Annotated in this window: 19 protein-coding genes and 1 riboswitch; of the genes, 2 read left to right on the top strand and 17 right to left on the bottom strand. The window is 72.4% G+C overall.

All coding sequences use genetic code 11. The annotated features are described in order from the left end of the window. Positions 1–28: 28 nt before the first annotated feature. From pheT to AB4Y76_RS13550, 9 genes are all read right to left on the bottom strand, one after another. The gene (gene pheT, locus AB4Y76_RS13590) at positions 29–2,509 is read right to left on the bottom strand and encodes a phenylalanine--tRNA ligase subunit beta (RefSeq protein ID WP_441926107.1); all 2,481 of its coding nucleotides are present in this window, start codon (positions 2,507–2,509) and stop codon (positions 29–31) included. A 29-nt stretch (positions 2,510–2,538) separates the two neighbouring features. After that, positions 2,539–3,645, bottom strand: coding sequence for a phenylalanine--tRNA ligase subunit alpha (pheS, locus tag AB4Y76_RS13585; protein ID WP_441926105.1), 1,107 nt, complete (start codon positions 3,643–3,645; stop codon positions 2,539–2,541). Between the two features lie 103 nt (positions 3,646–3,748). Beyond that, positions 3,749–4,783, bottom strand: a complete 1,035-nt coding sequence (locus AB4Y76_RS13580) for a sensor histidine kinase (RefSeq protein WP_441926103.1) — start codon at positions 4,781–4,783, stop codon at positions 3,749–3,751. An 18-nt stretch (positions 4,784–4,801) separates the two neighbouring features. After that, complete coding sequence (locus tag AB4Y76_RS13575) at positions 4,802–4,945, bottom strand: hypothetical protein (RefSeq protein WP_441926101.1); 144 nt, start codon at positions 4,943–4,945, stop codon at positions 4,802–4,804. A 26-nt stretch (positions 4,946–4,971) separates the two neighbouring features. Continuing rightward, positions 4,972–5,763: a TrmH family RNA methyltransferase gene (locus tag AB4Y76_RS13570; RefSeq protein ID WP_441926099.1), complete on the bottom strand. Its 792-nt coding sequence runs from the start codon at positions 5,761–5,763 to the stop codon at positions 4,972–4,974. Positions 5,764–5,794: 31 nt separating this feature from the next. Further along, a complete protein-coding gene (gene rplT / locus AB4Y76_RS13565) occupies positions 5,795–6,178 on the bottom strand; it encodes a 50S ribosomal protein L20 (protein WP_441926097.1) in 384 nt (127 codons plus the stop codon). A 61-nt stretch (positions 6,179–6,239) separates the two neighbouring features. Next, positions 6,240–6,434, bottom strand: a complete 195-nt coding sequence (rpmI, locus tag AB4Y76_RS13560) for a 50S ribosomal protein L35 (RefSeq protein WP_441926095.1) — start codon at positions 6,432–6,434, stop codon at positions 6,240–6,242. A 69-nt stretch (positions 6,435–6,503) separates the two neighbouring features. Beyond that, positions 6,504–7,232, bottom strand: a complete 729-nt coding sequence (infC, locus tag AB4Y76_RS13555) for a translation initiation factor IF-3 (protein WP_441926093.1) — start codon at positions 7,230–7,232, stop codon at positions 6,504–6,506. A gap of 198 nt (positions 7,233–7,430) precedes the next feature. Beyond that, positions 7,431–8,003, bottom strand: coding sequence for an SseB family protein (locus AB4Y76_RS13550; protein WP_441926091.1), 573 nt, complete (start codon positions 8,001–8,003; stop codon positions 7,431–7,433). A 48-nt stretch (positions 8,004–8,051) separates the two neighbouring features. Between AB4Y76_RS13550 and AB4Y76_RS13545 the strand changes: the two genes are divergently transcribed. Further along, a complete protein-coding gene (locus AB4Y76_RS13545) occupies positions 8,052–9,263 on the top strand; it encodes an amino acid deaminase/aldolase (RefSeq protein ID WP_441926089.1) in 1,212 nt (403 codons plus the stop codon). A gap of 42 nt (positions 9,264–9,305) precedes the next feature. Further along, a complete protein-coding gene (locus tag AB4Y76_RS13540; RefSeq protein ID WP_441926087.1) occupies positions 9,306–9,842 on the top strand; it encodes a 4-amino-4-deoxy-L-arabinose transferase in 537 nt (178 codons plus the stop codon). Here the strand turns inward: AB4Y76_RS13540 and AB4Y76_RS13535 are convergent, their stop codons facing one another. From AB4Y76_RS13535 to rpe, 8 genes are all read right to left on the bottom strand, one after another. Further along, on the bottom strand, positions 9,843–10,310 hold the full coding sequence (locus tag AB4Y76_RS13535) for a PH domain-containing protein (RefSeq protein WP_441926085.1): 468 nt from the start codon (positions 10,308–10,310) through the stop codon (positions 9,843–9,845). A gap of 16 nt (positions 10,311–10,326) precedes the next feature. Beyond that, positions 10,327–11,199 (bottom strand): ATP phosphoribosyltransferase, encoded by an 873-nt coding sequence (gene hisG, locus AB4Y76_RS13530; protein ID WP_441926083.1) that lies wholly within the window; start codon positions 11,197–11,199, stop codon positions 10,327–10,329. Positions 11,200–11,207: 8 nt separating this feature from the next. Further along, a complete protein-coding gene (locus AB4Y76_RS13525) occupies positions 11,208–11,471 on the bottom strand; it encodes a phosphoribosyl-ATP diphosphatase (RefSeq protein WP_441926081.1) in 264 nt (87 codons plus the stop codon). A 44-nt stretch (positions 11,472–11,515) separates the two neighbouring features. Beyond that, complete coding sequence (ribH, locus tag AB4Y76_RS13520) at positions 11,516–12,010, bottom strand: 6,7-dimethyl-8-ribityllumazine synthase (RefSeq protein WP_441926079.1); 495 nt, start codon at positions 12,008–12,010, stop codon at positions 11,516–11,518. Beyond that, on the bottom strand, positions 12,007–13,350 hold the full coding sequence (locus AB4Y76_RS13515) for a bifunctional 3,4-dihydroxy-2-butanone-4-phosphate synthase/GTP cyclohydrolase II (RefSeq protein WP_441926077.1): 1,344 nt from the start codon (positions 13,348–13,350) through the stop codon (positions 12,007–12,009). The genes ribH and AB4Y76_RS13515 overlap by 4 nt, the downstream gene beginning before the upstream one ends. Then, positions 13,347–13,934: a riboflavin synthase gene (locus AB4Y76_RS13510; RefSeq protein WP_441926075.1), complete on the bottom strand. Its 588-nt coding sequence runs from the start codon at positions 13,932–13,934 to the stop codon at positions 13,347–13,349. The genes AB4Y76_RS13515 and AB4Y76_RS13510 overlap by 4 nt, the downstream gene beginning before the upstream one ends. After that, positions 13,935–14,969, bottom strand: coding sequence for a bifunctional diaminohydroxyphosphoribosylaminopyrimidine deaminase/5-amino-6-(5-phosphoribosylamino)uracil reductase RibD (gene ribD, locus AB4Y76_RS13505; protein WP_441926073.1), 1,035 nt, complete (start codon positions 14,967–14,969; stop codon positions 13,935–13,937). 102 nt (positions 14,970–15,071) lie between these two features. Then, positions 15,072–15,202, bottom strand: a riboswitch (FMN riboswitch). Between the two features lie 76 nt (positions 15,203–15,278). Continuing rightward, positions 15,279–15,944: a ribulose-phosphate 3-epimerase gene (rpe, locus tag AB4Y76_RS13500; protein WP_441926071.1), complete on the bottom strand. Its 666-nt coding sequence runs from the start codon at positions 15,942–15,944 to the stop codon at positions 15,279–15,281. Positions 15,945–15,960: the final 16 nt, after the last annotated feature.

The following is a 15,960-nucleotide window of genomic DNA, read 5'->3' as shown; positions in this document are numbered from 1 at the left end:
TCGCAGCGCGACCTCCTCGACCAGCGTGTCAGGCGCGCTGCACAGCCCCGTGCCGCTCGGCCGCGAGCACCACCGCGGCGTCGCGCGCCTCGGCCGTCTCCGCCTCGGTCAGGGTCCGGTCCGGGGCCCGGAAGCGCAGCGCGAAGGCCAGCGACTTCTGGCCGGCCCCGATCTGCTCGCCGGTGTACACGTCGAACAGCCGGACGGACTCGCAGAGCGCGCCCGCGCCCTCGCGCAGCGTCCGGGCCAGGTCCTCGGCCGGGACGTCGGCCGCGACGACGAGCGCCACGTCCTCCTTCGCCACCGGGTAGGTCGAGAACACCGGCGCCGGCACGACCGCGACCGCGTGCGCGAGCAGCGCCGACAGGTCGATCTCGGCGACGGCCGTCCGGGCGGGGACGCCCAGGCGCTTGCAGACCCGCGGGTGCAGCTCGCCGGCGTACCCGATCGGCTCGCCCGCGACCAGCACCTCGGCGCACCGCCCCGGGTGCCACGGCGCCCGCGCACCGGAGCGGACGTCCAGGGTGACGCCGAGGGCCTCGGCGACCTCGCGGACGCCCTCGACGGCGTCGGCCCAGCTGACCGGGCGGCCCGCGCCCCACCAGCCGGCCGGTTCCCGGTCGCCGGCGAGCGCCAGCACCAGGTGCAGCGGCTGGTCCGGGAGGGCCGCGTTCAGCTCGTCCCACTCGGCCTCGGTCGGACGCCGGTCGACGCCCAGGATCGGAGCGACCGCGCCGACGTGCGGCAGTGTCACCGGGGCGACCTCGAAGAGCGCCAGGTCGGCGTGACCGCGGCCGATGTTGCGGGCCACCGTCTCGAGCAGGCCGGGCAGCAGCGTGGTGGTCATCAGCGGCGCCTCGCTGGACAGCGGGTTCGCCAGCCGCAGCGCGGTCCGGCGGCTGTCGTCGGCGTCCAGCTCCAGGGCGTCGAACGCCTCGGCCCCCACGAACGGGAAGGTCAGCACCTCGACGTACCCGGCTCCGGCCAGCGTGCGGCCGACCCGGCGACGCAGCTGCTGCTCCGGGGTCAGCCCGCGCCCGGCGGGGGCCGGCGGCAGCACCGACGGCACCTGGTCGTAGCCGACGATCCGGGCGACCTCCTCGACCAGGTCGAACGGATCGGTCAGGTCCGGGCGCCACGGCGGCGGTACGACGACCAGGTCGTCGACGCCGTCGACACCGCAGCCGACCGCGACCAGGTTGTCGACGACCATCGCGGGCTCGATCGCCATCCCGGTGATCCGGCCCGGGAGGTCGGCGGCCATCCGGATCGTCGGCCGGGCCGGAGCCTCGCCGACCTTGGTGACGCCCGGGGCCGCGGTCGCGCCGCCGTGGGCGACGAGCAGCTCGACCACCCGGTCGGCGGCGGCCTCGGGGATGGTCGGGTCGACGCCGCGCTCGTTGCGCTTGCCGGCCTCGGAGCTCAGCTTGTGGCGCTTGCCGGTGCGGAACATCGAGACCGGGTTCCAGGAGGCGACCTCGACCAGGATGTTGGTCGTCGTCGACGTCATCTCGGTGGTGGCCCCGCCCATCACGCCGCCCAGACCGATCGGGCCGGAGTCGTCGGTGACGACGAGGTCCTCTGCCGAGAGCACCCGGTCGGTGCCGTCGAGCGTGGTCAGGTGCTCACCCTCGGTCGCACGGCGCACCCGGATCGGGCCGGTGAGCCGGTCGGCGTCGTACCCGTGGATCGGGTGGCCGAGCTCGAGCATCACGTAATTGGTGACGTCGACGGCCAGCGAGATCGGCCGCATCCCGGCGAGCTGGATCCGGCGGGCCATCCAGCGCGGGGTCGGCGCGCTCGGGTCGAAGCCGGTGACGGTCCGGGCCACGAAGACGGGGCAGCCCTCGGTGTCGTCGACGAGCACCGGGTAGCCGTCGGCGTTCGGCGTCGGGACTTCCCGGAGCGCCGGGTCGGAGAACGCTCCCCCGGTGCCGAGCGCGGCCTCGCGGGCCACGCCGCGCAGCGACAGCGCGTAGGCGCGGTCGGGGTTGATCTCGAACTCGATCACGTCGTCGTCGATGTGCAGGAACTCGCGCACCGGGTCGCCCGGGGCGCCGGCCTCGGCCGGGAGCACCATGATCCCGGCGGCGTCCTCACCCAGGCCGAGCTCCTTCGCCGAGCAGATCATGCCCGCGGACAGGTGCCCGTAGGTCTTCCGCTCCGAGATCGCGAACCCGCCCGGGAGCACCGAGCCGGGGAGCGCGACCACGACCAGGTCGCCGGGCGCGAAGTTGTGCGCGCCGCAGACGATGCCCTGCGGTTCGCCGGTGCCGTTGGCGTCACCGACGTCGACGGTGCACCAGTTGATCGTCTTGCCGTTCTTCTGCGGCTCGGGCTCCTGGGTGAGCACGCGGCCGACCACCAGCGGGCCGGTGATGTCGGAGCCCGGCTTCTCCAGCGACTCGAGCTTGAGCCCGAGCGCGGTCAGCGTGGCGGCGAGGTCCTCCACGGACACATCGGCCGGCAGGTCGACGTACTCGCGGATCCAGGAAAGAGGGGCCTTCATCGTGTCTTCGCTCTCGTCGTCGCGCGCGGTCAGATCTCGGTGCCGAAAGCCCGGCTGAACCGGACGTCGCCCTCGAAGAAGCTGCGCAGGTCCTCCACGCCGTGCCGGAACATCAGGGTGCGGTCGATGCCCATGCCGAAGGCGAACCCGGTGTAGCGCTCCGGGTCCACGCCGCAGGCGGTGAGCACGCGCGGGTTCACCACGCCGCAGCCGCCCCACTCGATCCAGCCCTCGCCGCGGCAGGTGCGGCAGACGCCGTCGTCCGCGGTGCCGGTGCCCCGGCAGACGAAGCAGACCAGGTCCACCTCGGCGCTGGGCTCGGTGAACGGGAAGTACGACGGCCGGAAGCGGGTCGTGATCCCCTCGCCGAAGATCCGCTGGGCGAAGTGGTCCAGGGAGCCCTTGAGGTGGGCCATCGTGATGCCCTCGTCGACGACGAGGCCCTCGACCTGGTGGAACATCGGGCTGTGCGTGGCGTCGTACTCGTCGGTCCGGAAGACCCGCCCCGGGCAGACCACGTAGATCGGAGGCGTGCGGGTCAGCATGGTCCGCGCCTGCACCGGCGAGGTGTGCGTGCGCAGCACCACGTGGTTCTCGGCCGGCTCGGTCCAGAAGGTGTCCTGCATGGTCCGCGCCGGGTGGTCCGCACCGAGGTTGAGGGCGTCGAAGTTCAGCCACTCGGCCTCGACCAGCGGGCCTTCGGCCACCTCCCAGCCCATCGCCACGAAGATGTCGGCGATCCGCTCGGACATCGTCGTGATCGGGTGCCGAGCGCCGCGGGCGGCGCGGTCCCAGGGCAGCGTGACGTCGACGGTCTCCTCGACGAGCATCCGCTCCTCGGCCTCGGCGTCGAGGACCTCCTGGCGGGCGGCGAGCGCCTGGTTGACCGCGCCCCGGGCCTGGCCGACGCGCATGCCGGCGTCCTTCTTGGCCTGCGGCGGCAGCGCGCCGATCTCGCGGTTGGCGAGCGCCAGCGGCGAGCGGTCGCCGGCGTGCTCGCTGCGGACCTGCTTGAGCGCGTCGAGGTCGCCCGCGGCCGCGATCGCGGCGAGGGCCTCGTCGCGCATCGCGAAGACCTGCTCCTCCCCGAGCGGTGTCACCTGCACGGGGTCGTAGGAGCTGTTCGGTCCGGACATGGCGGCCTTTCGCGGAGGAACGGGGAACCGGACCGGGAGATCCGGTCCGCGGATGAGTCTAGGAGACGGCGTCGGCCGGTCTCGACGGGTATTCGCCGGGCGCCTACGGCCGGCGGTCGGTCTCCGGCCAGTCCAGGACCACGCGGGCGCCGCCGCCCGGGGCGTCGAGCAGGGCGAGCTCGCCGCCGTGGACGCGGACCAGCCCGTTCACGATGTACATCCCGAGCCCGGACCCGCCGCGGACCCCGTGCTTCCAGAACTTCGTGAACACCCGGGCACGGAGCTCCTCGGGGATGCCCTCGCCCTCGTCGTCGACGGTGATCCGGACGCCCAGCGGACCCGGCTCCGTCACCACGGTGACCACGCCCTCGCCGTGCCGGACCGCGTTCTCGACGAGGTTGGTGACCACCTGGACCAGCTTGTCCGGGTCCGCGAAGACGGTCGCGGAGCGGGACGCGTGCGAGACCGTGATCGTTCGGTTGGTGCCGACCCGGACCGAGTCGACGATCCGGTCGACCAGCGGTGCGACCTCCAGGTCGCGCGGGTAGAGCGGCAGCCGGCCGGTGTCGATCCGGGCGACGTCGAGGAGCTCGGTGATCAGCCGCGACAGCCGCTCGGAGTCGGCGGCCACCGTGGTGAGCATCAGCTTCTTCTGGTCGTCGTTGAGCTTGTCCCACTTGCTCAGCAGCGTGGTGACGAACCCCTTCACCCCGGTGAGCGGCGAACGCAGCTCGTGGGCGACGGTGGCGACCAGGTCCGAGCGCTCGCGGTCCAGGCGGGCCCGCCCCCGGCCGGAGCGGATCACCAGCGCGACCCTGCGTACGCCGACGCGGTCGGCGTCCCGGTCGAGCCGGGTGGTCACCAGCACCTCGGTGCCGTCCGGCAGCAGCCAGGACTGCTCCGGCACGCCGGTGCGGGTGCGGAGCCCGGCGAGCGGCTGCACGACGGCGTACCAGTCGGCGCCGTCCTGGTCCTGGAGCGCGATCGCGTCGGCCAGGTGCGCGCCGGGGCGGGCCTGGTCACCGAGCATCCGGGCCGCGACCGCGTTCACGAGCCGCACGGTGCCGTCGCCGTCGGCGACGACCACGCCGTCGGGCAGCGCGTCGAAGAGGTCCTGCGAGCCGTAGGCGTCGGTCACGGGCTCAGCGTAGGGCGATCAGCCGGCGGCGTACTGCAGCGCCATCCGCTGATCGACGTTCTGGCCGGCTTCGATGTCCGGGACCGCGCGTACGTCGACCGCCGCGATGGTGTCCTCGAGCCGGACCGGCTCGGGCAGCTGACGGTAGTCGGGCGCGCTCACCTCTCCAGGGTAGGCGCCCGGGCCGCTCAGGTCGACGGTCCGCCGGCGCGGGCCGAGGCGTAGAGGCAGACCGCGGCCGCGGTGGCCAGGTTCAGGCTCTCGGCGCGGCCGAGGACCGGGATGGCGACCCGGTGGTCGGCGAGCGCGGCGACGTCCTCGGGGAGGCCCCAGGCCTCGTTGCCGAACAGCCAGGCGACCTTCCCGGCGAGCAGGTCGTCGGCGGCGAACAGGTCGACCTCTCCCCCGCCGTCCGCGGCGAGGACGGTGTACCCGGCCGCCCGTGCCGCCGTGATCGCCTCGGCCGGGGTCACCTCGGTGCACAGCGGCACGTGGAAGAGCGAACCGACGGTCGCGCGGACGGTCTTGTCGTTGTACGGGTCGACGCTGTGACCGGCCAGGACGACGGCGCCGGCACCGGCAGCGTCGGCGGTCCGGATGATCGTGCCGGCGTTCCCGGGGTCGCGCACGTCGGCGCAGATCACCACGGTGCGGCCGGACAGGACCGCCTCGAGCGGGCGGTCCAGGAAGCGGCAGACGGCGACCAGGCCCTGCGGGGACACCGCGCCGGAGAGGGACTCGGCGGCGCGCTCCTCGACGAGGTGGACGACTACGTCCGGCAGCCCGCCCAGGAGCGCAGCGTGCTCCTCGGCCGCCGCCGGGGTCGCGAAGACCTCGACCAGGCAGCCGGGCACGGTGGCGGCCTCGGCGACGGCCTTCCAGCCCTCGGCAAGGAAGAGCCGCCGCTCGGTACGGACCGAGCGGCGGCTGAGCTTCCGTGCCTCCTTGACGCGCTGGTTACCGCTGGTGAGAACGGTCACGACGTCTCGGAGGCTCGACGAGCAGTGGTGGTCAGGCCGAGACCGGGGCGTTGACGTCCTCGGGCAGCGCGGCCTTGGCGAGCTCGACCAGCGCGGCGAAGGCGGGCGCGTCGTTGACGGCCAGCTCGGCGATGATCTTGCGGTCGACCTCGACACCGGCCAGGCCGAGGCCCTGGATGAACCGGTTGTAGGTCATGCCGTGCGCACGGGCACCGGCGTTGATCCGCTGGATCCACAGCTTGCGGAACTCGCCCTTCTTCTTGCGGCGGTCGTTGTAGCTGTAGACGAGGGAGTGGGTGACCTGCTCCTTCGCCTTGCGGTAGAGGCGCGAGCGCTGACCCCGGTAGCCGGACGCCCGCTCGAGGACGACCCGGCGCTTCTTCTGGGCGTTTACCGCCCGCTTGACGCGTGCCATGTTGTGTTACTCCTTGAAAGTCTTCGTGCCGGTCAGGACCAGCGGATCAGGTTCGGACCGGTCAGAGACCGAGCAGCTTCTTCGCGCGCGGGACGTCGGCCTTGGCGACCTCGGTCGTACCGGAGAGGCGGCGCGTCAGGGTCGACGACTTCTTCTCCAGGTTGTGGCGCATGCCGGCCTTCTGGCGGCGGATCTTGCCGGACCCGGTCACGCGGAACCGCTTGCTGGCACCGGAGTGCGTCTTGTTCTTCGGCATCTTCGTACTTTCTCTTCCGTGACGGTCCGGGGCGGCTGTGGCGTGCCCCGGGTCATTCCCCGCTGGTGGTCAGGCTTCGATCTCGGGATCGAGGTTCTCGGAGCGCTTGCGCTCCTTCTTCTGGGCGGCGGGCCCGGTGTGCGCGGCCTTGATCTCCGCCTCCACCTCGGCCTGCTCTGCCTCACGCGCCGCGGCGCGCTCGACCTTCTCGGCCTTCACCTCGGCCTTGGCCTCGGCCTTCTTCTTGTGCGGTCCGAGCACCATGATCATGTTGCGGCCGTCCTGCTTGGGCGACGACTCCACGAAGCCCAGCTCGCTGACGTCCTCGGCCAGCTTCTGCAGCAGCCGGAACCCGAGCTCGGGTCGGTGCTGCTCGCGGCCGCGGAACATGATGGTGATCTTGACCTTGTCGCCCTGGCGCAGGAACCGGACCACGTGACCCTTCTTGGTCTCGTAGTCGTGTGCGTCGATCTTGGGACGGAGCTTCATCTCCTTGATCACGACGTTCGTCTGGTTCCGGCGAGCCTCACGGGCCTTCTGGGCGTTCTCGTACTTGAACTTCCCGTAGTCCATGAGCTTGCAGACCGGCGGCCGGCCCTGGGGAGCGATCTCGACGAGGTCGAGGTCCGCCTCCTGGGCGAGCTTGAGAGCCTGGTCGGTCGGCACGATGCCGACCGTCTCGCCGTTGGGTCCAACGAGCCGGACCTCGGGTACCCGGATCCTGTCGTTGATGCGCAGCTCGGTGCTGATGTGTCCTCCTGGGTCGTGTGACTGGGCCGACCGGCAGGGGCTCTTCATCGCAGAAGGGCTCCCGTACCGACGCACGGAAGCCCCTGGAATCAGCGGAAGGACGGCACGCGCCGTTCCGCTGGACCGGACCCGACGACCTGTGGTGCAGGACGGTCGATGCGGGTGGGAGGAGGCCTCCACTTGTCGGACCGGATGCCGGAGCACCCGATCGGTCACGGGACAGACTACAGGGTGATCGCGCTCAGGTCACATCGAGCGCGTCCACGCCCAGCCGTCGTCCACGCGGCGGAGGAGGTGGCCGGCCGCCAGCGAGACCAGGTCCTCGCCCTCGACCGCGAAGAGCACCGGCCCGGCCACGTCGACCAGGAGCGCGTCCGCACCGTCCTGGACCGCGGAGGCGGCGGCCTGGGAGACGACCACCGGCACCGGGCGGGACTCCGGGTTCCAGGCGCGGAGCGAGGTCATCGAGGTGAACGCCAGCAGCGCGGTGCGCCCGTCGCGGCCGGTCATCAGCACCGTGGCCATGTCGCTGGTCTTGTCGTGGGCCAGGCCCTGCTCGTCGTACTCGACCTCGCCGAGCACCGCGAGCACCGGCACCAGCACCCGGCTGGACTGCAGCGCAGCGAGCGCCGGCAGGTACTGCGCCGGGTCCGCGGCGTACGCCGCCAGCGCGGCGGTCACCTCGGCGGCCGCGTCGCCCTCGTCGCCGGCGAACCCGGGGTCGGGGATGACCCGCTCCAGGTGCTGGCTCCCGTCCTGGGCGACGTCCTGGGCGACGTCCGGGCCGACGTCCGGGTCGCCGTGCTGTTCTCCGGTCACGGGGAGCATCCTCCCAAAGCGGGTGCACGCGTCCGTAGGCTGGCCCCCATGACAGACACGGAGCGGGAGCGCCTGGGGCGCCGGCTGAGCGCGGCCGTCGGCGAGCTGGAGGACCCGGCCACGCCGATGGTCGTGGTCGACCTGGATGCGTTCGACGCCAACGCCGAGGACCTGCTGCGGCGCGCCGGCGGCACGCCGATCCGGGTCGCGTCCAAGTCGCTGCGGGTTCCCGACCTCGTCCGCCGGGCGCTGTCCCGACCGGGGTTCGCGGGCGTCCTCGGCTACAGCCTGCGGGAGGCGCTCTGGCTGGTCGAGAACGAGGTCACCGACGACGTCGTCCTCGGCTACCCGACCGTCGACCGGGGCGCGCTGCGCGGGTTGCTGGAGAGCCCCAAGGCGCTGGCCGCGGTGACCCTGATGGTCGACGACCCGGCCCAGCTCGACGTGGTGGACGCCTGCCGCACCGGGGCGGGCGACGTGGTCGTCCGGGTCGCCCTCGACGTCGACGCCGGGCTCCGGCTCGGCCGCTCCCACGTCGGTCCCAAGCGGAGTCCGCTGCACGACCCGTCGGAGGTGCTGTCCTTCGCCCGGCAGGTGCTCTCCCGCCCGGGCTTCCGGCTCGTCGGGGTGATGACCTACGAGGGTCAGGTCGCCGGTGTCCAGGACACCGTGCCGCACCAGCGGGCCAAGTCGATGGTCGTACGCCGGCTGAAGTCCGCCTCGATGGCCCAGCTGGTCGAGCGCCGCGGCCGGATCTCCGCCGGGCTCCGCGAGATCGTCGACCTCGAGTTCTGGAACGGCGGCGGTTCGGGCAGCGTCGAGGCCACCGCGGCCGACCCCGCCGTCACCGAGGTCGCCGCCGGCTCCGGCCTGCTGGTGCCGACCCTGTTCGACCACTACGAGAGCTTCCGGCCGCGCCCGGCCGCGTTCTTCGGCGTCCCGGTCGTCCGGCGTCCCTCCCCCGGGATCGCCACTGTCGCCGGCGGCGGCTTCATCGCCAGCGGTCCCGCCGGCAAGGACCGGATCCCCACGCCGTGGGCCCCGAGCGGGCTGCACCTGACCGGTCTCGAGGGGGCCGGCGAGGTCCAGTCGCCGCTGACCGGGCCCGGTGCGGCCGCGCTGCGGATCGGCGACTGGGTCTGGTTCCGGCACGCGAAGTCCGGCGAGGTCGCCGAGCACACCAACACGGTGCACCTGCTCGCCGGGGACACGATCACGGCGTCGGTGCCGTCGTACCGGGGCCTGGGGTGTGCCTGGTGACAGGCCCGGTGAGGGTCTGGTGAGAGGCCTGGTGAGGGTCCGGTGACGGCGCCGGTCAAGATCCGCGACCACCTGCAGGCGAGGCAGCCGCTCCTGGGCGGCTCCCGGCTGGTGTGCATCGACGGGCCGTCGGGCTCCGGGAAGACCACGGTCGCCCAGAACCTGACCCGGATCGCGCCCGCGACGGTGCTGCACACCGACGAGTACTGCCCCGGCTGGGACGGGCTGGCGCGGGTCCCGGAGATCCTCGTCGACCTGCTCGGCGAGCTCGCCGCGGGGCGCACCGGCCAAGTCCGCGAGTGGGACTGGCTGCGCGAGCGGCCCGGCCAGGTGCTCACCGTCGAGCCGGCCCCGCTGATCGTGGTGGAGGGCGTCGGTGCCGGCGCGCTGCCGCTCGAGCCGTGGATCGGCACGCTGGTCTACCTCGACGCCGACCCGGAGGCCCGCCGGTTACGGGCGTTCGAGCGCGACGGCGACTACTTCCGCGATCAGTGGGCACCCTGGGCCGAGGCCGAGCGCCGGTACTTCAGCGACCACCGGGTCCGCGAGCGCGCCGACCTCACCTTCCGGACGGGCTGATCAGTCGTCGCGCTCGACCGGCGAGTTCTCCTCGACCAGCCGGCGCAGCTCCCGGACCGCGTTGATCGCCCGCTGCCCGTCGGAGCCCTGGATCGCGATCAGCGAGATCGAGGTCCCGTCGGCGAGGTCGAACCCCGCCCAGGGCGCACCGCGGCGCAGGTTCACCGCGAGCACCTGGGACCACTCGTAGCTGCGGGTCCGGTAGCCGTTCACGACCGTGAGACCCGCCTCGGTGGCCGTCACCCGGGAACGCATCAACGCGTACCAGACGCCCAGCGCGATCAGGCCCAGGAAGACCAGGGTGCCCTTCTGGAACGGCGTGAACCGGGCCCGGACGTCGGGACCCCAGGCGATCCACACCGCGAGGAACAGGATCAGCACCATCGCACCCGCGACCGTGCCCATCATCCGCGCGCCGAACGGGCGCCAGGTGTGCGGCAGGGTCACCGGGGACGAGGAGCGGGACATCGTGGACTCGGCGGGCTCAGAGCCGGCAGGCGTGGATGTCGGTGAGCAGGATCGCCCGTGCGCCGATGCCGTAGAGGTCGTCCATGAGCTGCTGGGCGCCCGCGCTCGGGACCATCGAGCGGACCGCGACCCAGCCCTCGCGATGCAGCGGCGACACCGTCGGCGACTCCAGCCCGGGGGTGAGCGCGACAGCCGCCTCGACCTTCTCGGCCGGGATGTCGTAGTCCATCATCAGGTAGGACCGGGCCACCAGCACGCCGTCGAGGCGCCGCTTGAAGATCTCGAAGCCCTCCGGCTCCTGGGCGCCGCTGCGGGTGATCAGCACCGCCTCGGACTCCAGGATCACGTCGCCGACGACTTCGAGGCCCGCCTGCTTCAGCGTGCTCCCGGTCTCCACGACGTCGGCGATCACGTCCGCGACGCCGAGCTGGATGCTGGTCTCCACCGCGCCGTCGAGCCGGACCACCGAGGCGTCGATGCCGCGCTCCTCGAGGAACGTCCGCACCACCCCGACGTACGACGTCGCGATCCGCTTGCCGGCGAGCTGGTCGAGGTTCGCCAGCACGCCCGGGCGGGCGGCGAAGCGGAACCGGGAACGGCCGAAGCCGAGCTGCATCGACTCCTCGGCCTTGGAGCCCGAGTCGTGCAGCAGGTCCCGGCCGGTGATGCCGATGTCGAGGGTGCCCTCGCCGACGTACAGGGCGATGTCGCGCGGGCGCAGGTAGAAGAACTCCACGCCGTTGGCGGCGTCGAGCAGGCTCAGCTCCTTGGAGTCCGAGCGCTGGCGGTAGCCGGCCTCGCGGAGCATCTCCGAGGCCGAGGTGGAGAGCGAGCCCTTGTTGGGCAGCGCGATCCGGAGCAGTCTTTCGGTGCCGTTGCTGGCGGTCATGTCAGGTCCTAGAGGTGCGAGTAGACGTCGTCGAGCGAGATTCCGGCGGCGAGCATCAGGCACTGCGCGTGGTACAGCAGCTGGCTGATCTCCTCGGCCGCCCGCTCATGGCCCTCGTGCTCGGCCGCCATCCAGGACTCGGCGGCCTCCTCGACCAGCTTCTTGCCGATGAAGTGCACGCCGGCGTCGAGCTCAGCGACGGTGCCGGAGCCCTCGGGGCGGGTCTCGGCCTTGTGGCTGAGCTCGGCCCACAGCTCCTCGAACGTCTTCACGGGGGTCAGCCTAGTGGGCCGGTGACACCGGTTTTCGCCGGGAGTCAGGTCCCGAGATGCTCGCGGCGGCGGATCTTGCGCAGCGTGACCGCGGTCTGCAGCGCGGCGCTGGTCGCCTCGTAGCCCTTGTCCTCCTTCGAGCCCTCCAGGCCGGCCCGGTCGAGCGCCTGCTCCTCGTCGTCGCAGGTGAGCAGGCCGAAGCCGATCGGGACGCCGTGGTCGAGCGCAACCCGGTTGAGGCCGTCGGTGGCCGCCGAGGAGACGTACTCGAAGTGCGGGGTACCGCCGCGGATGATCACGCCGAGCGCGATCACCACGTCGAAGCCCTGCTTCGCCAGCGCGTCCGCGACGACCGGGAGCTCGAAGGAGCCCGGCACCCGGACGACCACCGGGGACTCGACCTGGTGGCGCTTGAGTGCGTCCAGGGTGCTGTCCAGCAGGCCGTTCATGACCTTCTCGTGCCAGCTCGCCGCGACCACCGCGACGCGGAAGTCGTGGCAGTCGAACGGCCGGTCCTCGGGGTGGCCCTCGCCACTCATGCGTTCTCTCCCGTCGTGGTGGCCTCGTCGGTCACGCTGTCGGCCAGGCCGTCGGACAATCCGGGCAGGTCGTGCCCCATCCGGTCGCGCTTGGTGCGCAGGTAGGCGATGTTGTGGTCGTTCGGCCGCGGGGTGAGGCCGACCTGCTCGGTCACCGGGATCCCGTACGACGCCAGGCTGGCCGTCTTGTCCGGGTTGTTGGTCAGCAGCCGGACCGACGGGACGCCGAGGTCGCGCAGGATCTGGGTCGCCGCGCCGTAGTGCCGGGCGTCGGCCGGCAGCCCGAGGTCGAGGTTCGCGTCGACCGTGTCGCGGCCGCCGTCCTGGAGCTGGTAGGCCTGCAGCTTGGCGAGCAGGCCGATCCCCCGGCCCTCGTGGCCGCGCAGGTAGATCACCACGCCGCGGCCCTCCTGGGCGACGCGCTCCAGCGCCTCCTCGAGCTGGGGACCGCAGTCGCAGCGGGCCGAGCCGAAGACGTCGCCGGTCAGGCACTCGCTGTGCACCCGGGTCAGCACCGGGTCGCCGCTCTTGAGCTCGGCGGGGTCGCCGTACACGAGGGCGACGTGCTCGCTGCGGTCCACCGTGATCCGGTAGCCGAACGCGGTGAAGTCGCCGAACTTCGTCGGCAGGTGCGTCTCGGCGACCCGCTCGACGTGGGACTCGGTGCGCCGCCGGTAGTGCACCATCTGCTCGATCGAGATCATCTTCAGGCCGTGCTCGTCGGCGAAGGCACGCAGCTCGGGGCCGCGCTTCATGGTGCCGTCGTCGTTGACCACCTCGACCAGCACGCCGGCCGGGGTCAGGCCGGCCATCATCGCCAGGTCGACGGCCGCCTCGGTGTGCCCGCGCCGCACCAGGACACCGCCTTCGCGGTAGCGCAGCGGGAAGACGTGCCCGGGGCGGGTGATCTCCCACGGCTCGGTCGCCGAGTCCGCGAGCACGCGCGCGGTGTGCGCCCGGTCGGCGGCCGAGATGCCGGTGCTGACGCCGTCGCGGGCGTCGACCGAGATGGTGTAGGCGGTCCGGAGCTTGTCCTTGTTGTGCGGCGTCATCAGCGGGATCTCGAGGCGGTCGAGCATGTCCGCCGGCATCGGCACGCAGATCACGCCGCTGGAGTGCCGGATGGTGAACGCCATCAGCTCCGGGGTGGCCTTGGCCGCGGCGAAGATGATGTCGCCCTCGTTCTCGCGGTCCTCGTCGTCGACGACCACCACGGCCTTGCCGGCGGCGATGTCGGCGATCGCCTCCTCGACGCTGTCCAGGCGGATCCCCTCGTGCTGGGGCGCGTGCACGCCCAGGTCGATCTCGGGGTTCGCAGGGTTCCTGCGGGGCTCGTTCATCGGGTCACCATCTTCTCGACGTACTTCGCGATCACGTCCACCTCCAGGTTGACGGGGTCGCCGGGTTGCTTGAAGCCCAGCGTGGTGCGGGCGAGGGTCTCCGGGATCAGGCTGACCCGGAAGGACTCGGCGCCGACCTCGGCCACCGTGAGGCTGATCCCGTCGACGGTGATCGAGCCCTTGTCGACCAGGTAGCGGTTCAGCTCGAACGGCAGCGAGACGTCGACGTACTCCCAGTGCTCGCTGGGGGTGCGGGCGAGGATCTCGCCGGTGCCGTCGACGTGGCCCTGGACGATGTGCCCACCGAGCCGGGTCGCCGGCGTGACGGCCCGCTCCAGGTTGACCCGCGAGCCGACGCGCAGCGCGCCGAGAGCGGTGTGCGCGAGGGTCTGCAGCATCACGTCGGCGGTGAAGACGCCGCGCTTGTTGGTCACCACGGTCAGGCAGACGCCGTTGACCGCGATCGAGTCGCCGGGGCGCGCGTCGCTGGCGACCTCCGGTCCCTGCACCGAGAGCCGGACGGCCTCGTGCAGCGGCTCGATCGCGGAGACCGTGCCGAGCTCTTCGACAATGCCGGTGAACATCTAGTTCCTTCCTCGTGGGCGTCCGGTGATCCGGACGTCGTGGCCGAGCACGCTGACGTCCTCGACCTCAAGGTCCAGAGCGTCGGCGATGTTCCCGATGCCCAGCTCGCCGACCGCGTGCGGTCCGGCGCCGAGCAGCTTCGGGGCGACGTAGGCGACGACCTCGTCGATGCAGCCCGCCGCCAGGAACGCGGCCGCGACGGTGGGCCCGCCCTCCAGGAAGAGGTGCTGCCGCTCGCGGGCGTGCAGGGCGGCCAGGACCTCGACCGGCTCGTGGGTGCGCAGGTGCAGCGTCTCGGCGGCGCCGTTGCTGGTGCGGCCGTCCGCGGGGACGTCACGGGTCCCCATGATCACCCGCAGCGGCTGGAGCTCGGGCGGGAGCGGCTGGTCGAGCGCGTCGCGGACGGTCAGCTCGGGGTCGTCGCGCAGGACGGTGCCGGTGCCCACCAGGATGGCGTCGCAGCTCGCCCGCAGCCGGTGCACGTCACGGCGTGCCGCCTCCCCGGTGATCCAGCGGCTGGAGCCGTCCGCGGCGCCGCTACGCCCGTCGAGAGTGGTGGCGAACTTCCAGGTGACGAACGGCCGGCCGTGCTCGTGGGCGAAGGTCCAAGCGCGGTTGAGCCGGCGAGCCTCGCGCTCCAGCAGGCCCAGCTCGACGGTGACGCCGGCGGCCCGCAGGGTCTGCGCTCCCCCGGCGGCCTCGGGGTTGGGGTCGGGCTGGGCGAAGACGACCCGGCTGACTCCGGCCTCGATCAGCGCCTGGGCGCACGGTCCGGTGCGGCCGGTGTGGTTGCAGGGCTCGAGGGTCACCACGGCGGTGGTGCCGCGGGCGGCGTCCCCAGCAGCGGCGAGAGCGGCGGCCTCGGCGTGCGGGGTCCCGGCGCCGCGGTGGAAACCCTCGGCGACCTCGGTGCCGTCGGGCGCCAGCAGGACACAGCCGACCCGCGGGTTGGGGCCGAGCGGGACGCCGGGCGTGGCGGCGAGGTCGAGGGCGCGACGCATCGCACGCTCGAGGGAACCGGCTTCGCTGCTCATCCCGACCTCTCTCCATCCGGCTCGCGGCTCGGAGGAGGGTCAGGGAGAGGTGCGCACAGGTCGTCGCGCGGGAACCGTCCGGAAGACCGTTCGCCGACGACCCAGCGTGCTGCTTCCCATCCGGACTTTCACCGTCGGTCCAGGAATTTCACCTGGTCAACCGCCCACTGGCTGTGAACGGGTCGCGGACTGTCACCGCCGGCTCGGAATTACACCGATCCCAGAGCACGCGAGTACTTGACTCGTGGGGCAAGCCTGCCACATCCGCGCAGATTGTGGACCACCTCCCTCTGTGAGGCCACTCACGCCTCACTGCGGGCTGGCGGCCTCGGCCTTCTTCCGGAGCTCGGCGACCATCGCGTCCGGGTCCTCGGCCGAGAACACGGCGGAGCCGGCGACGAAGACGTCCGCCCCGGCGTCGGCGCAGCGCTCGATCGTGTCCAGCGAGACGCCGCCGTCGACCTGGAGCCACACCTCGAGCCCGGCGGCCGAGATGAGCTCACGGGCGCGGCGGATCTTCGGCAGGCACAGGTCGAGGAACTTCTGGCCGCCGAACCCGGGCTCGACGGTCATGATCAGCAGCATGTCGAGCTCACCGAGGACGTCGGCGTACTGCTCGATGCCGGTGGCCGGCTTGAGCGCCATCGACGCCCGCGCTCCCTTCGCCCGCAGCTCCCGGGCCAACCGGACCGGCGCGTGCGCGGCCTCGGCGTGGAAGGTGACCGAGCCGGCGCCCGCCTCGGCGTACGCCGGCGCCCAGCGGTCCGGGTCGGCGATCATCAGGTGGGCGTCCAGGGGCGTGTCGGTCGCCTTGGCCAGGGACTCGAGCACGGGGACGCCCAGGGTCAGGTTCGGGACGAAGTGGTTGTCCATCACGTCCACGTGGATCCAGTCGGAGCTGGGGATGCGGGCGACCTCGTCCGCGAGACGTGACAGGTCGGCGTTCAGGACGCTCGGCGTGATCTGGATTCCCATGACGGGCCGATCCTAG

The organism is Marmoricola sp. RAF53, from assembly GCF_052114005.1.
Taxonomy (GTDB): Bacteria; Actinomycetota; Actinomycetes; order Propionibacteriales; family Nocardioidaceae; genus Marmoricola.
Note: the sequence above shows the minus strand (reverse complement) of the source record. Positions and strands in the feature narration are given on the sequence as shown.

Bases quoted from the DNA above. Each gene is read 5' to 3' on its own strand.
- AB4Y76_RS13515 (WP_441926077.1), bottom strand. From the start codon at position 13,350: ATGAACGAGCCCCGCAGGAACCCTGCGAACCCCGAGATCGACCTGGGC.
- AB4Y76_RS13535 (WP_441926085.1), bottom strand. From the start codon at position 10,310: ATGTCCCGCTCCTCGTCCCCGGTGACCCTGCCGCACACCTGGCGCCCG.
- ribH (WP_441926079.1), bottom strand. From the start codon at position 12,010: ATGAGTGGCGAGGGCCACCCCGAGGACCGGCCGTTCGACTGCCACGAC.
- pheT (WP_441926107.1), bottom strand. From the start codon at position 2,509: ATGAAGGCCCCTCTTTCCTGGATCCGCGAGTACGTCGACCTGCCGGCC.
- AB4Y76_RS13545 (WP_441926089.1), top strand. From the start codon at position 8,052: ATGACAGACACGGAGCGGGAGCGCCTGGGGCGCCGGCTGAGCGCGGCC.
- rpe (WP_441926071.1), bottom strand. From the start codon at position 15,944: ATGGGAATCCAGATCACGCCGAGCGTCCTGAACGCCGACCTGTCACGT.
- ribD (WP_441926073.1), bottom strand. From the start codon at position 14,969: ATGAGCAGCGAAGCCGGTTCCCTCGAGCGTGCGATGCGTCGCGCCCTC.
- pheS (WP_441926105.1), bottom strand. From the start codon at position 3,645: ATGTCCGGACCGAACAGCTCCTACGACCCCGTGCAGGTGACACCGCTC.
- rplT (WP_441926097.1), bottom strand. From the start codon at position 6,178: ATGGCACGCGTCAAGCGGGCGGTAAACGCCCAGAAGAAGCGCCGGGTC.
- AB4Y76_RS13510 (WP_441926075.1), bottom strand. From the start codon at position 13,934: ATGTTCACCGGCATTGTCGAAGAGCTCGGCACGGTCTCCGCGATCGAG.
- hisG (WP_441926083.1), bottom strand. From the start codon at position 11,199: ATGACCGCCAGCAACGGCACCGAAAGACTGCTCCGGATCGCGCTGCCC.
- infC (WP_441926093.1), bottom strand. From the start codon at position 7,232: ATGAAGAGCCCCTGCCGGTCGGCCCAGTCACACGACCCAGGAGGACAC.
- rpmI (WP_441926095.1), bottom strand. From the start codon at position 6,434: ATGCCGAAGAACAAGACGCACTCCGGTGCCAGCAAGCGGTTCCGCGTG.